Genomic DNA, 13,986 nt, shown 5'->3' with positions numbered 1-13,986 from the left:
CGAACAAGGCTTGGAAATCGCCATAGCCCGCGCGGATGCCCTCGAGGCTGAGAGTATCCCCCTCCATCAGCCTTGAACCCCCTCCCGATGTTTGGATTTCATGCGGCCCGCGTCTCCGGCGGTCCGAGATAGACCTCCGCCACCTTCTCGTCCTGCTGGGCTTCGCGTGGCGTCCCCTCGAAGATGACGGCGCCATGGTCGAGCACCAGCACCCGGTCCACGACGGACAGGAGCACGCCCATGATGTGTTCGACCCAGACGATTGTGATGCCGCGCTCGTCGCGGATCCGCTTCAGCATATCCGCCGCCTGGCGCATCTCCGCAGCGTCGAGGCCACCGAGTGATTCATCAGCGAGGAGAAGCTTGGGGCGCGTCGCGATAGCGCGCGCCAGTTCCAGCTTCTTGAGCCCCGCCGCACCAAGGCCGCCCACGCGGGCGCTAGGATCGGTCGGCAGTTGCGCTAGCGTCAGCGCATCGCGTGCGATCGCCTCGGCTTCGTCATGCGACACATGTCCGCCGCTGCCGAAATGCGCGGCCAGGGTGGCGTTCTCCAGCAATGTCAATTCGCGGAAGGGCCTGGGAATCTGGAAGGTCCGGCCGATCCCCCTGCGACAGGTCGCGTCCGCGGTGAGGCCGGCAATCTCCGCGCCGGCCAGTTTCACGCTGCCCGCTGTCGGCTTCAGCATGCCGGCAATGCAGTTGAAGGTCGTGCTCTTGCCCGATCCATTGGGTCCGAGGAGGCCGAGGATCTCGCCCTCCTCAACCACGAAGCTGACATTGTCGACGGCGGTGAAGCCGCCAAACGATTTCGTCAGTCCCGAGACCTGCAGCATGGTCATGCGGCCGCTCCCCCAGGGAGGGAGCGCTTTGGCTTCCGCACCGGATGCACCTTCAACGCAGGGCGAAGGGGCTGCTGGCGGGCAGTGGCATCACCGGCGGGCCGCCGGCGATCGGGGTGGGCCACACGACCTTGGAGCGCGCATTCTCGAACTGCATCACCACAGCGATGCTTCGGGAATTCTGGCCGGCCATCTCATGCTCGGGCGGATTGAACTTCACGCCGTAGCCCTGGATGGTGCCGCCCACCGGAATGTCGACGCCGAGCGCCGCACGGCGCAGGGCATCGATGGACCCGGCGCCCTGCCGCACCGCCGGCTTCAGGACGTATTCGAGGAAGATCCAGGTATTGTTGAAGCCCATGGAAGCGTGGGTCGGCGGGTCATTCGACTGCGTGCGGGCGCGATAGCGCGTCAACAGGATCTGCTGCAGCTCCCGCGCCTCGGGCGTCAGGCGCGCCGGATCAAGCATCTGCGTGCCGGCGGGATCGACATTGCAGAAATGATTCACCTCGGCGCCGAAGGTCTCGGTAAGGCGGTCGATCTGCGAGTAGCCCGCGCCGTGGCCGATGACCATGCGCGTCCGCAGCCCGCCGGCCTTGGCCTGACGCAGGAAGAGCGTGATGTCCGGGTTGTAGCCAACCTGCAGGATGGCGTCGGGGCGCTCGCGCCGCAGCTTGGTCACCAGGGTGGACAGGTCAGGCGCTGTCGCCGAATAGCCTTCCTTCAGCGCAATCGGCATGCGCACGCGCCGCGCATTCTCCTCAAGCGCGGTCGCGACGCCGACGCCGTAGGGTCCGTCCTCGTAGATGATGCCGATCTTGAAGTTGGCGGGGGCGATCCGCGTCGTGCGCTCGCAATGCTCGGCAAGGAACTCGATGCTGCCTTCGCCGTACTGGTCCGAATGCACCGTCGGCCGGAACACGTGGGTGAAGTTCTTACCCCGGAGGACCGCCGAAGCGATGGCGCTGTTGATCCAGAGGATCTTGCCCTGCGCCTGCATGCGTTGCGACAGCGGCACCGCATGGGCGGAGCTGTACACGCCGATGATGACGTCGAGCCGTTCCTGGCTGACCAGGCGCTCGGCCTCATTGATGGCAACCTCGGCGCGGCTCTGGCTGTCGGCGGAAACCGCCTGAACCATCCGGCCATCGACGCCACCACGCTCGTTGAATAACTCGATCGCGAGTTCCGCGCCGGCAGCGAGCGGCACGGAGCCCGCACCCGCAAAGGGGCCGGAAAGATCGTGCAGAAGGCCGAGTCGGATAGGCGCGCCACTGCCCTGCGCGAAAGTTCGGCCTGCGGCGAGCGCACCGGCGCCAGCAAGAAGCGTTCGACGATGGGTGAGCAACGGCGTTCTCCCTTGATATCCGACCCGTATGCGGACCGGCTAAAGGCGAACGAACGGCCCAGTGATCCGGGCCATGCATCCCCCCTTGCCTTGCTCTGCGGTGGCCGTGAGTGGTGGAGAGGACACGGCTGCCCCAGGCGATCCGGCGTTGCGGATAGCCTCCAAGCGCAGGTGCCCAGGCGTCAAGCCCCATAGTTCGGGCCGGAACGTGCCGTGAACGCGAAAGCCCATTCGTGGCATCGCGCAAGTTGGGCATGGTCTCGAGGCCGGCAACAGTGGATCCGGAGGCACGCATCGGCTTACGCCGCACGCGATTGCGGCACTGGCCCGTTGTGCGCCTGCGTTGCCGCGGGGTCAGTCTCTCGTCCGCAGTATCTGGCGCAACAAGCCCAGGCGACCAATCGGTCGGCGGCATCGCGGCGCCGTTTGTGGCCTTTGGTCGTCTCAGCTTGGCGGGGCCACTTCACGGCTTGCGCCTCGACAGGGATCGGGGCGGAGGAAAATGGCCGCGCCACCGCCCGCAGCCGCACAGGAGTCCGTGAACCTGCCTTTCAGTCGGGTATCATGGTGTAGGTTCCACCGTTGGGACGCGCGGCGGATGACGAACGGCCAGCGCCAATCCAGTACCGAACCCCCGCGCAACGACACTGATGTCGTGCGGCTGGCAATGCTGCGCCGGCGATTGCGATCGCGGGCGCTTCTGGTTGTTCTCCTCGGATTGGCGGCGCTGTTCTACGCGATGACCGTTGCGCGCCTTGGCGAACGCCGCAACTCGCCCGACCGCTTTGCAGTCGGCGGCGCCGGTGACGTCGTACATACGGCCCAGCAATGATATGGCCGCCACGTCGGCGGACGGACAGGCGCACATCGAATTCTTGAGATCCATCATACTTGAGGCGTTATCGACGCGTGCGAAGCGCCGCCCGATTTGCTACTACATGCCTTGCAGTTGTTGGCCTGTGACCCTGTCGTTCGACGGACACTTGCCTACCTCGAGCGTCATGGGCTCCCAGGCCGTCCTCCGCGACGCCAGATGGGGGGCTGCGTGTAGCATGAGGAGGAAATGCGATGGCCCAGGTCTCGCTGGCTTCCGAGGCCCACACTGAACAGGCAGAGCCTGTTGTTCGCACAATCGGCTTCTCGGACATCCGGATCGCCCTGGCGAAGGGCTACGACGATTTCATGGAGATGCCGACCCAATTGGTGTTTCTCGGGGTGATCTACCCGATCGTTGGCTTCGTCGCGGCGAGGGCGGCATCCGGTGGCGCGCTGCTGCCGCTGCTCTATCCCCTGGTCGCGGGGTTGTCGCTCATGGGACCGATCGCCGCGATCGGGATCTACGAGTTGAGCCGGCGGCACGAAAAGGAGCTGCCGACCACTTGGCTGAACACCTTCGATGTGTTGCGTTCGCCGGCGATCGGCTCGATCGCGTCGCTCGGCGTGGTGATGTGCGTGATTTTCGTCGCCTGGCTCTTCGCGGCCCAGGCGGTCTATCGGTCAACGATGGGCAATGAGCTGCCCGGATCCTTCTGGGCTCTGCTCGGGCAGGTGCTGACAACCGGCGCCGGCTGGCGGCTGATCCTCTGGGGGAATGTGGTCGGGTTCTTCTTCGCCCTGCTGATCCTCGCGCTGACCGTCGTCTCCTTCCCGCTGCTGCTCGATCGCGATGTCGGGCTGCGCGTGGCGGTGCGGACGTCGATGCGGGCCGTGCTCCGCAATCCGGTCCCGATGGCTGCGTGGGGCGTCATCGTCGCGATCCTGCTCGCGCTTGGATGCCTGCCGCTCTTCGTCGGCCTCGCGGTCGTAATGCCGCTGCTGGGGCATGCCACCTGGCACCTGTATCGCCGCGTGGTGGATGCCTGATCCGACCGGCCCGGCGACCCGTGGGTCGCCGGGCCACGGTTCAGCCGGGATTGGGGCTGAAGAACTGCAGCCGTGACAGCAGCGTGTGGTCGGCTTCCAGCACCATGATGGCGACGAAGACCAGTATCGCCACCGGCGGCACCAGGATGGCATAGCCGAGCGCCAGCCTTTCCCACTTCATGTGCATGAAGACGGCGACGATTAGCCCGGCCTTCAGCATCATGAACAGCAGGATCAGCGACCAGCGCAGCAGGCTCTGCAGGTGGAAGAAGTCCACCAGGTAGGAGAAGGTGCTGAGCACGAACAGCCAGATCCAGACCACGAGGTAGAGCCGGATCGGGTGCTGCTGGCCTTCCTCATGCACGACCGAGGCATGAACGGCCGCGCCGTGGCTTCCATGTGCATCCGCTGCGTGCGCCATGCCTCGCCTCCTACCAAAGATAGAACAGCGCGAAGATGAAGACCCACACCAGGTCGACGAAGTGCCAGTACAGGCCGGTGATCTCGACGATCTCATAGCGGCCGCCGCGGCTGGTGAAGAAGCCCGCCCGGCCAGTGTCGTAGTCGCCTCGCCAGACCTTGCGCGCGACGATCAACAGGAAGATCACGCCGATCGTCACATGCGTGCCGTGGAAACCGGTGATCATGAAGAAGGCGGAACCGAACTGCTCCGCGCCCCACGGATTGCCCCAGGGCCGCACGCCCTCATGGATCAGTTTCGACCACTCGAAGGCCTGCATGCCGACGAAGGTCGCGCCCAGCAGCGCGGTCACGATCAGCAGGATGGCAGTGCGCTTCCGGTCGCGGCGATAGCCGCAATTGACCGCCATCGCCATGGTGCCGCTGCTGGTGATCAGCACGAAGGTCATGATGGCGATCAGGATCAGCGGCATATGCGTGCCGAAGATCTCGAGCGCGAAGACCTCGCTGGGGTTCGGCCACGGCGCCCGCGTCGATATGCGCACGGTCATGTAGGACAGCAGGAAGCAGCCGAACACGAAGGTGTCGCTGAGGAGGAAGATCCACATCATGGCCTTCCCCCAGGAGACGTTTTTGAACGCCCTCTGATCGGAACTCCAATCCGCGACGAAGCCTTCCACGCCATCCGGCCGTTGGGCGGCTTGCGTCTGAGCGATGCCTTCCATCGTCGCGGACCTCCCTTACCCGTGCAGCAGCAAGCCAAACAGCGCGATCCAGGCCACCAGAAGGAAATGCCAGTAGGTCGCGCAAAGCTCGACGCTGAGACGGAGCTGCGCGAGCCCCGCACCGCGCGCCGCGCGGAAGGTGGTCCGACCCAGGACGACGAGCCCACCCGCCAGATGCAGCCCATGCACCGCCGTGATGAGATAGAAGAAGGAGCTCGACGGGTTGGTGGCGACGCCGAATCCCTCCGCCATCACCTGCTGCCAGGCCAAGTATTGCCCGGCCAGGAAGCCCAGCGCGGCGAGACCGCCGGCAACCAGGCCGACCTCGATTCCCTGCCTCCAGCCGAGGCGCGCCGCCACCTGGGCGCGGTGCAGGCCGAAGCTGCTGAGCACCAGCAGGATCGTGTTGAACCAGAGCATCGACGGTGTCGGCAGGGCACGCCAATCCTGCGACATGTGCATGCGCATCAGGTAGGCGCTGATGAACAGCGTCAGCAGCGCGCCCACCACCGCGAGGAACACCCACAGCCCGAGCTTGGCCGCCGGCACCTCGGACGCACCAGTGCCGGGTGCCTCGCCCGCCACTCCGACTTCCAGCCACGGCTTCGCCATCAGCCGCTGCCGCGAAAGCCACCAGCCCGCGATCGTGCCGATGACGGCGACGTAGAGGATGATGGCGCTCATTCCGCGGCCTTCATCGGCGGCTGGTTCTGCGGGATGAAGTCCTGCGCCGCGCCCGGAACGCTGTAGTCATAGGCCCAGCGATAGACCACCGGCAGGTCCTGCCCCCAATTGCCATGCGCTGGCGGCGTCTGCGGCGTCTGCCATTCGAGCGACGCGGCGTTCCAGGGGTTGCCGCCCGCGGGCCGGCCGCGCCGGACGCTCCAGGCCAGGTTGAACAGGAAGACGATCTGCGCCGCACCGACGATCAGCGCCATGACGGTGATGAAGGCGTTCAGCGAATGGGCGGATTCCGGGACGAAGGCTGTCTGCCCGATCTCGTGGTAGCGCCGCGGCACGCCCAGCAGGCCGATGTAGTGCATCGGGAAGAAGATCAGGTAGGCACCGAGGAAGCTGACCCAGAAGTGGATGCGGCCCATGACCTCATCCAGCATCCGCCCGGTGATCTTCGGGTACCAATGGTAGATGGCCCCGAAGATGACGAAGATCGGCGCTACGCCCATCACCATGTGGAAATGGGCGACGACGAACATGGTGTCCGACAGCGGCACGTCCACCACGACATTGCCGAGAAACAGCCCGGTCAACCCGCCATTGACGAAGGTGACGATGAAGGCGAGCGCGAAGAGCATCGGCACGGTCAGGTGGATGTCGCCGCGCCATAGCGTCAGCAGCCAGTTGTAGACCTTGATCGCCGTCGGCACCGCGATGATCAGCGTAGTCGTGGCGAAGAAGAACCCGAAATACGGGTTCATGCCGCTGACATACATGTGGTGCGCCCAGACAATGAAGCTTAGCGCGCCGATGATGATGATCGCCCAGACCATCATGCGATAGCCGAAGATGTTGCGCCGCGCATGGACGCTGATGAGGTCGGAGACGATGCCGAAGGCCGGCAGTGCCACGATGTAGACCTCCGGGTGGCCGAAGAACCAGAACAGGTGCTGGAACAGCAGCGGGCTGCCGCCCTCGTGGTTCAGCCGCTGTCCCATCTCGACCAGCGCCGGCATGAAGAAGCTGGTACCGAGCAGGCGGTCCAGCAGCATCATCACCGCGCTGACGAACAGCGCGGGGAAGGCAAGCAGCGCCATAACGGTCGCGGTGAAGATGCCCCAGACGGTCAGCGGCATGCGCATCAGCGTCATGCCGCGCGCGCGCGCCTGTAGCACGGTGACCACGTAGTTCAGCCCGCCCATGGTGAAGCCGATGATGAAGAGCATCAGCGACAGCAGCATCAGGATGATGCCCCAATCCTGCCCGCCTGGCGTGCCCGACAGAATCGCCTGCGGTGGGTAGAGCGTCCATCCCGCGCCAGTCGGTCCGCCGGGCGCGAAGAAACTCGCCACCAGCACCAGGACGGCGAGCAAATAGATCCAGTAGGACAGCATGTTCATGTAGGGGAACACCATGTCCCGCGCGCCGATCATCAGCGGGATCAGGTAGTTGCCGAAGCCGCCGAGGAACAGCGCGGTCAACAGATACACCACCATAATCATGCCGTGCATGGTGATGAACTGGTAGTACTCGGCCGGGGTGATGAAATCGAAGACGCCCGGGAAGCCGAGTTGCAGCCGCATCAGCCAGGACAGCACCAGCGCTACCAGGCCGATCGCCGTTGCCGTCAGCGCGTATTGGATGCCGATGAACTTGGCGTCCTGGGTGAAGACGTACTTCGTGACCCAGCTCTTGGGGTGGTACAGCTCGACATCGGGGACCTCGGCTGCGGGGATGCGGTCGACGGATCCGGATGCGGTGCTCATCGTTTCCCCCTCCTGGCCGCCCTATCTCGCCGCGGCCATGCGGCGCGCGAAGGTGGGCTGACGTTCGAGCCACGCCTGGTGCTCCGCCTGCTCCACCACCACGACGCGCCCGCGCATCACCGCATGGCCAAGGCCGCAGAGCTCCGCGCAGACTGCTTCGAACGTGCCGGTGCGCGTCGGCGTGAACCAGAAGAAGGTGACCTGGCCCGGCACCATGTCCATCTTTGCGCGGAACTCCGGCACGTAGAAATTGTGCAGCACGTCGATCGCGCGGAGCAGTACCTTCACCGGACGGCCGATGGGCAGTTGCAACTCGCCGCCTTCGACGATCACGTCGTCTTGCCCGGCCGGGTCGGAAGGATCGATGCCGAGTGGATTGTCCGGACCAATGAAGCGGACAGCGACGGTGCCTAGCCGCCCGTCACGGCCCGGCAGACGGTAGGTCCATTGCCATTGCTGGCCGACGATCTCGATCTCTGTCGCGTCTGCCGGCACGGTGACAAACCGATGCCAAACGATCAGCCCCGGCGCGAGCAGCGCCGCGACGCCGACCGTCGTGCCGATCGTCAGCCACCACTCGAGCTTCTTGTTCTCCGGCTCATGCTCAGCCTTGTGCCCGGGGCGGTGCCGAAACTTGATCACGCAATACGCCATGAACAGCACGATGGCCGTGAAGGCGACGCCGGTGATCCAGAAGGTGACGATCAGCGTGTCGTCGATGTAGGTCCAATTGGATGCGATTGGCGTCCACCACCATGGACTCAGCAGGTGGAAGGCGACCGAGCCGACGGCGACCAGGATGAGGGCGATCGCTATGGCCATGGGGGGTTCCCACTTGCGCTCTGGCATCGGCGCGTGAAGCGCGCCGCCGGATCGACGCCGAACATTGGCTGCGGGGAGCGAATTGATGACGCTAGTGTATGGGGTCCGGCCCAACGTGGTCTCGTTATCGAGACTACGCGCGAGGAAGCGAATGCCACCCTACGCGCGCGGCAAGCGCCCGCGATCCGATCAGCCGTACGATCCGCGTACTCCATGGCCGTGTCCTCTCCGTTTCCCTCGGACCAACGGGCGGCCGGGTTACGCAGAAGCTGATCACTGTCGCCTAGTAAGTCGCAGTCGAATTCTTATAAATGAGCCCCCTCCGACAGGCGAGTCAAATTCCCGACCAATCGGCGATGGGGATCTGGCGGTTGGCCGCGGTGCTGGAGCGCCGGGCTCCAGACGCAACAAAGCCCCCGGAACGGCGGTTCTGGGGGCTCTACTGTCAGTGGATGCGGGGACACGCATCGGCTTATGCCGAACTCTGCTGCCTTGCTCCAACAGAGCCAACTGAGCCAACTGAGCCAACTCAGCCAAGCCCACGGCCGCTTAGGGCGGGGCGGAAAGCGGCAGTAGGCCCTTTCCGGTCGGATATCTGCTTTGCTCTCGTGAGCGGGCACGAAAGCAGCCCGCCCGAGCGCGCCCGCTATGGCATGTTCTGGCCGGAAGCGGCCGGTCCGTCATCCAGTGGCCGGACGGGACAGCAGACGCTACCCGGAGGTGGGGACCCCGGCAGCTCTCGGCCTCATCGGTCGCTGAGAGATGTGCCGCGACAGCGGCCGACCAGGGCTCGATACGCCCGGTCAAATGCAGTAGCCGCCCCAGCGCCCTGCCAAGCTTGGTCGCCAATCATCGTGATGCGATGGCGGCCGCAGCGTGCGTGGGCACGGCCTTAGGTGCTAGGGTCCGGCTGGCCTGCCCGGCCCTCCTCAGCCTCCAGTGATTGGCTCCCTGCTGCACAACTCACCCGAGGCGGCGTAACGCCGCGCGATGCCGGCGATGGCCTGCATCGCCGCGCGGGCCGCCGTGGTGGGTAGTGAGTCGGCGCGTGTGTAGAGCCCTATGGGCAGTGGCACGAGCGGCCTCGTCAGCGGGATTTCGATGAGCCGGCCAGCGACCACGCATTGGCGCAGCCGCGGCGGCGGAAGTGCCAGCAGCATATCCGAGGCGGCGACGAGGTCGATCAGTGCGGGATGACCGGCCGAGCACACCGCCGGCACCGGCGCCGGCAGGCCAATCGCTTCGAACGACAGGGAGACGATGTTATCGGGGCTGCCGTGCGAGGTGTTGGTGCACCAAGTGGCCGCCGACAGTTCGCGCAGATCCCGCAGGCCTGCCAAGGGGTGCCCCGGCCGAGCGGCGACGCGCATATAGACCTCGAACAGCGGCCGGTACTGCAGGCCGGCATCGAGATTGTTGCCGCTGCGCCGCGTCACCACCAGGTCGGCGCCATTTTCGCGCAGCATCGGCAGCAAGTTGGGGGGCGCGGATTCGATGATGCGGATCTGCATGCCAGGCTGCTGTCGCTGCAGGCCGATGATGAGTTCGGGCAGCAGCAGACTGGCCGCCACCGAGGACAACCCGAAGGTGACCTGCCCGGTGGCCTCCTTCGTGCTCAGCCTGGCCTCCTCGCTGGCGCGGATCAGTTCGATATGTGCGACCCGGGCGCGGGCCAGGAAATTGCTGCCAGCGGCGGTCAGGGCAGCGCCGCGGATGCCGCGTCGCATGAGCGTCACGCCCAGTTCTTCCTCGAGCTGCTGCAAGGAACGTGTGAGCGCTGGCTGCGACATTCCAAGGTTGCGCGCGGCGCTGCGGATGCTGCCGGCCTCGGCGATGGCGATGAAATGGGCGATGCGCTGCAGCCTCATGGGAACGTCCTGATGATGCCTGCCGTGCATCACCATACCGCATCGCACATCTTCCCGGAACGTCATCCGCCATGGCCCAATCACGCAGGGCGCAAGGGCTTCGCCTGGGCCAATGAAAGGTGCCGCACCATGACCGTCGAACACGCTCCACACGGAAGGCGAGCGATGCTGGGCCTGGGCGCAGCCTTCCTGGCCAGTCCCGGTCGCGCGCAATCCCTGCCCGAGCAACTGCGGATCCTCTGCGGCCAACCGCCGGGCAGCATCCCCGATACGGTGGCTCGGTTGGTGGCGGCACAACTCGCCGCCGGGCCGGCGCCGCGCGTCGTCGTCGAGAACCGGCCTGGTGCGGCCGGACAGATTGCGGTGCAGGCCCTGATCGCGGGACCGGCCGATGGCTCGACCCTCCTACTCGGCGCCGGCAATATTGCGACCACCTTCCCGCACATCTACAGCCGGCTCCCCTATCAGCCGGATACCGACCTCAAACCCGTCGCTCTCGCCGCGGTCTCCTCGCTCGCGCTCGCGGTCGGGCCCGCCACGCCCGCGGGCATCGACAGCCTGCCGGCCTTCCTGGAATGGGCGAAACGCAATCCCGCCCTGGCCAATGTGGGCTCGCCCGGCACCGGCACGCCGCCCCATATCCTCGCCGCTGCGCTGTTCCGGCGCGCGGGCGTGAACTGGCAACACATCGCCTATGCCGGCGGGCCGCCCGCCATGACGGACCTGCTGGGCGGGCGCATCGCCGCCCTTGTGCTGCCGGAGGGGATACTTCGGCAGCCGAGCGAGGCCGGAAGGCTGCGCGTACTGGCGACCAGCGGCGCAACCCGCAGCCGGTTCCTCCCCAACGTGCCGAGCCTGAGCGAACTCGGGCATGAGGGGCTGGTGATGGAGGTCTGGTTCGGCTTCTTTCTGCCCGGGCGGAGTGGCGCAAGTGTCGTGGAGGTCACGGCAGCCGCCCTGCGTCAGGCGCTGGCTCGCCCCGCCGTCGTGACCGCCCTGGCCGAGAACGGGATGGTGACTGCCGATGACACACCCGCTGCGCTCGGCGCGCGAATCGTGCAGGAGCGGCAGCAATGGGCAGTAACAATTCGGGAAAGCCGCATCAGCGCCGACTGAGGCCCGATGCCAGCCCGGAAACGCGTGAGGCTTGACCAGCAAATCCAGAATCCCGCCGTTTCCAGACCCGACGGCCGCAGACGCTCACGCTACGCTGCCCCTCGCGGGCCAGTCGCCGGTAAGCATCGTAACGAGTCGCTCGAAGTTAAGCCGTCCCGGTCCATGCCCTCACCATCCCGTCGTTCCCGCGGATGGTGCCCACGGTGGTGGTCACGCTCCCCCGCCGCAGCCACCGCTGCTTCGCGGAATGTCTGCTTACGAGATCGGATACGATCCGTCCGTACGGCGCAGATGGCCGCAAAGCGGTCCGGCTAGATTTGGCCAATGCCGGACCGTCAGCTTCCGGGTCAAGGCCGGCCAACGCAGTCATTCGCCAGCGCACCGCTAGCTATGGGCGGCGGGCGCCGCGCGCAGCCACCGTGGCGTTTGTCGCGGTGATCAGCCGCCTTGCCAGGGACAATCTCTCTCGCAAAGACAGCTAGGTTCGTCCGCGCCCGAGCACGAGCACCGCCTGAAGCCGCGCCGATGCGCCGGTCGGGGGTGCCGCGTCGCGTCAGCTGCAGCGCGTGTCGGACCATTCGCCCTGATCAGCGCCGGACCGAAGCGGAAGATCGGCTCGTAGCGGCGTCATCCGGCCTGTGCTCAGCCCCCTGACCGCCTGGGGGAAAGCGGATGGGCGACGGATGCGCGGCGCAACCCGTCGCCAGCGCCGCACGCGGATCTCGCAGGAAGCCGCCGGCCAGCCGCGCGGCGCAGGGGGACCGGTTCCGGGCGTCCAGGGTCGCATGGCCGACCCCTCGCAGCAGGACGAGCTGGGCGCGTGGACCGAGTGTCTCGCGGGTCCGGCGCGCGAAGTCGGGGGGCGTGACCGGATCGGCCTCGCCGGCGAGGATCAGCGTCGGTATGGGCGTGCCCCGCGGCTGTAGCGGCGGTCGCTCGGACAGCGGGCGCCAGTCGCAGTAGCGCCAAGTGAAGGCGCTCTCGATGCCGCTGGCCTCCGCGGGAGAAAGGCTGCGCGGGCGGTGAAGGTCGGCGATGTCGCCGCAGGCGACCGCCAGCATGACCGCCCGCGGCAGCCCGTGCGAGACCTCCGCGGCCAACCTCGCGGCCAGAGGGATGGCGCCCTCGCCCCGCCCCTCCGCGACGGCGCGGATCATCTCAGGCAGCGCGCCGTAGTTCGCGGATCGGTAAAGCTCGCGGAACACCGCCTGTTCGAACTCCGCCCGGTTCAGCAGAATGCGGTCGTCAGCCACGCGCAGATCGGGCGATACGGGCACGGCGAGCGCCTCACGGCCAAGCCGCTCCTGCGCCGCGCGGAACGTCGCTTCGAGGCCGCGCGGATGCCTCCTCGCGCAGGCAATATCGGCGGCGCAGAGCCGCCCCAGCGCGGCAACCGAAGACGAGAGGCCCGCGGCGCGGTCCCGGTCACCAGGCTGCGGGTGCATCGGCGAATCAAGCACCACTGCGCGGATGGCCGCGGGATGCAGCGCCATCATCGTCTGGGCGACCACCGCGCCGTAGGAGACGCCGTAGACGTCCCAGCGCCCCACACCGAGAGCGAGGCGCACCGCCTCCATGTCCTCGGCGATGCTCCTGGCGTCGAGCGTCGCCGGATCCCAGCCGCGCGCCCGCATCGCCTCGGCGCAGAGCCGCACCCCGGCCTCGCGGGCGGTGACGTACGCGGCGGGAGGCAGGTCTTGGGCCACGATGCGGAGCAGCTCGGCGCGCGTGTTCGGGCAGACGCCGCCGTCGCGCCCCGAGGGCACGCCCTGCCCGCTGCCGCGCTGGTCCACGAGGACGCGATCGCGGTCGCCGAGTTCGCTCGTCGCGAGGACGCGGACCATCTGCGGCGCGAGATTGGTCACTCCGCCGCCGGGGCCGCCGTGGACGATGAGCAGCGGCTCAGGCCGGGCGCGAGGTCGGCCGGCGCGGACGACGATTACCGCGAGGCGGTAGGTGCCGCCGGCATCCGCCGCCGCGTGCCGGGCCGGCACCTCGACCGTGCCGCAGCGCAGGAATGCCTGTTGTTCCGAGTTCAGGTTCTCGAACCCACAGTCCCGTTCGACGAAGCGCGGCGACGGCGCCTGTGCGTCGGATACGGCCGGAAGGAGCGCAAGAACGGCGGCGGCAGCGGCACGGGGCGCCACTCGGTTTCGCATGGGAGCCTCTTTCCTCCGGACCGAGCGCGAAACGTATCACAGCGCTACATGCGTTCCGCGAGCGTCTGCTCGGCGTAGCGCGCCGGCGCCCTGGCCCGGCTGCACCCCAACATCGCGGGGCTCTATCGCGAGAGGGTGGCGCGGCTGCGCGAGGCCCTGGAGCCCGACGAGGGCGGAGAACTCCTGGATGAGGCGCGTGCGCTCATCGAGCGGGTCGAGGTCCATCCGCCGGCGGAGCCAGGCGGCGCGCCGCGGTTGGAGCTGATTGGCGAGCTGACGGCGATGCTGCGTGCGGCGGGCGTGGGTGGAGGGCGTGGGCCCGTAACAGCAAAAAGCCCACTGGCGGCTGCCAATGGGCTTGATGTGTTCTTGGGTACGCGATCAG

The 13,986-nt window shown here is 67.0% G+C and carries 13 protein-coding genes; 4 read left to right on the top strand and 9 right to left on the bottom strand.

The features are described 5' to 3' along the window. Nucleotides 1-98 precede the first annotated feature (98 nt). Nucleotides 99-839, bottom strand: a complete 741-nt coding sequence (locus tag AC2YHJ_RS01830) for an ABC transporter ATP-binding protein (protein WP_487393599.1) — start codon at nt 837-839, stop codon at nt 99-101. Nucleotides 840-891: 52 nt separating this feature from the next. Continuing rightward, nucleotides 892-2,187 (bottom strand): ABC transporter substrate-binding protein, encoded by a 1,296-nt coding sequence (locus tag AC2YHJ_RS01825; protein WP_487393598.1) that lies wholly within the window; start codon nt 2,185-2,187, stop codon nt 892-894. 598 nt (nt 2,188-2,785) lie between these two features. Here AC2YHJ_RS01825 and AC2YHJ_RS01820 point away from each other — a divergent pair. After that, nucleotides 2,786-3,019 carry a hypothetical protein gene (locus AC2YHJ_RS01820; protein ID WP_487393597.1) on the top strand — a complete coding sequence of 78 codons (234 nt, stop codon included), beginning with the start codon at nt 2,786-2,788 and terminating at the stop codon, nt 3,017-3,019. Between the two features lie 236 nt (nt 3,020-3,255). Next, nucleotides 3,256-4,050 (top strand): DUF2189 domain-containing protein, encoded by a 795-nt coding sequence (locus tag AC2YHJ_RS01815; RefSeq protein ID WP_487393596.1) that lies wholly within the window; start codon nt 3,256-3,258, stop codon nt 4,048-4,050. 40 nt (nt 4,051-4,090) lie between these two features. Here the strand turns inward: AC2YHJ_RS01815 and AC2YHJ_RS01810 are convergent, their stop codons facing one another. From AC2YHJ_RS01810 to AC2YHJ_RS01785, 6 genes are all read right to left on the bottom strand, one after another. Next, nucleotides 4,091-4,471 (bottom strand): cytochrome C oxidase subunit IV family protein, encoded by a 381-nt coding sequence (locus tag AC2YHJ_RS01810; protein WP_487393595.1) that lies wholly within the window; start codon nt 4,469-4,471, stop codon nt 4,091-4,093. 10 nt (nt 4,472-4,481) lie between these two features. Beyond that, on the bottom strand, nt 4,482-5,195 hold the full coding sequence (locus tag AC2YHJ_RS01805; RefSeq protein ID WP_487393594.1) for a heme-copper oxidase subunit III family protein: 714 nt from the start codon (nt 5,193-5,195) through the stop codon (nt 4,482-4,484). Between the two features lie 15 nt (nt 5,196-5,210). Continuing rightward, nucleotides 5,211-5,879, bottom strand: coding sequence for a cytochrome c oxidase subunit 3 (locus tag AC2YHJ_RS01800; protein WP_487393593.1), 669 nt, complete (start codon nt 5,877-5,879; stop codon nt 5,211-5,213). Beyond that, nucleotides 5,876-7,636, bottom strand: coding sequence for a cytochrome c oxidase subunit I (gene ctaD / locus AC2YHJ_RS01795; RefSeq protein WP_487393592.1), 1,761 nt, complete (start codon nt 7,634-7,636; stop codon nt 5,876-5,878). Before ctaD ends, AC2YHJ_RS01800 begins: the two co-directional genes overlap by 4 nt. Nucleotides 7,637-7,657: 21 nt before the next feature. Continuing rightward, nucleotides 7,658-8,458, bottom strand: a complete 801-nt coding sequence (locus tag AC2YHJ_RS01790) for a cytochrome c oxidase subunit II (protein WP_487393591.1) — start codon at nt 8,456-8,458, stop codon at nt 7,658-7,660. A 929-nt stretch (nt 8,459-9,387) separates the two neighbouring features. Beyond that, the gene (locus AC2YHJ_RS01785; protein WP_487393590.1) at nt 9,388-10,326 is read right to left on the bottom strand and encodes a LysR substrate-binding domain-containing protein; all 939 of its coding nucleotides are present in this window, start codon (nt 10,324-10,326) and stop codon (nt 9,388-9,390) included. A gap of 165 nt (nt 10,327-10,491) precedes the next feature. Between AC2YHJ_RS01785 and AC2YHJ_RS01780 the strand changes: the two genes are divergently transcribed. Beyond that, nucleotides 10,492-11,442 (top strand): tripartite tricarboxylate transporter substrate-binding protein, encoded by a 951-nt coding sequence (locus tag AC2YHJ_RS01780; protein ID WP_487393589.1) that lies wholly within the window; start codon nt 10,492-10,494, stop codon nt 11,440-11,442. Between the two features lie 587 nt (nt 11,443-12,029). Here the strand turns inward: AC2YHJ_RS01780 and AC2YHJ_RS01775 are convergent. Continuing rightward, the gene (locus AC2YHJ_RS01775; RefSeq protein ID WP_487393588.1) at nt 12,030-13,601 is read right to left on the bottom strand and encodes an alpha/beta hydrolase; all 1,572 of its coding nucleotides are present in this window, start codon (nt 13,599-13,601) and stop codon (nt 12,030-12,032) included. 135 nt (nt 13,602-13,736) lie between these two features. Here AC2YHJ_RS01775 and AC2YHJ_RS01770 point away from each other — a divergent pair. Further along, a partial coding sequence (locus tag AC2YHJ_RS01770; protein ID WP_487393587.1) for a hypothetical protein occupies nt 13,737-13,986 on the top strand: 250 nt, incomplete at its 3' end.

The organism is Roseomonas sp. SRI_022, assembly GCF_057586215.1.
Note: the sequence above shows the minus strand (reverse complement) of the source record. Positions and strands in the feature narration are given on the sequence as shown.

Excerpts from the sequence above, each read along its gene's own strand:
- AC2YHJ_RS01830 (WP_487393599.1), bottom strand. The coding sequence starts at position 839 with ATGACCATGCTGCAGGTCTCGGGACTGACGAAATCGTTTGGCGGCTTC.
- AC2YHJ_RS01820 (WP_487393597.1), top strand. The coding sequence starts at position 2,786 with ATGACGAACGGCCAGCGCCAATCCAGTACCGAACCCCCGCGCAACGAC.
- AC2YHJ_RS01815 (WP_487393596.1), top strand. The coding sequence starts at position 3,256 with ATGGCCCAGGTCTCGCTGGCTTCCGAGGCCCACACTGAACAGGCAGAG.
- AC2YHJ_RS01810 (WP_487393595.1), bottom strand. The coding sequence starts at position 4,471 with ATGGCGCACGCAGCGGATGCACATGGAAGCCACGGCGCGGCCGTTCAT.
- AC2YHJ_RS01805 (WP_487393594.1), bottom strand. The coding sequence starts at position 5,195 with ATGGAAGGCATCGCTCAGACGCAAGCCGCCCAACGGCCGGATGGCGTG.
- AC2YHJ_RS01800 (WP_487393593.1), bottom strand. The coding sequence starts at position 5,879 with ATGAGCGCCATCATCCTCTACGTCGCCGTCATCGGCACGATCGCGGGC.
- ctaD (WP_487393592.1), bottom strand. The coding sequence starts at position 7,636 with ATGAGCACCGCATCCGGATCCGTCGACCGCATCCCCGCAGCCGAGGTC.
- AC2YHJ_RS01790 (WP_487393591.1), bottom strand. The coding sequence starts at position 8,458 with ATGGCCATAGCGATCGCCCTCATCCTGGTCGCCGTCGGCTCGGTCGCC.
- AC2YHJ_RS01785 (WP_487393590.1), bottom strand. The coding sequence starts at position 10,326 with ATGAGGCTGCAGCGCATCGCCCATTTCATCGCCATCGCCGAGGCCGGC.
- AC2YHJ_RS01780 (WP_487393589.1), top strand. The coding sequence starts at position 10,492 with ATGCTGGGCCTGGGCGCAGCCTTCCTGGCCAGTCCCGGTCGCGCGCAA.
- AC2YHJ_RS01775 (WP_487393588.1), bottom strand. The coding sequence starts at position 13,601 with ATGCGAAACCGAGTGGCGCCCCGTGCCGCTGCCGCCGCCGTTCTTGCG.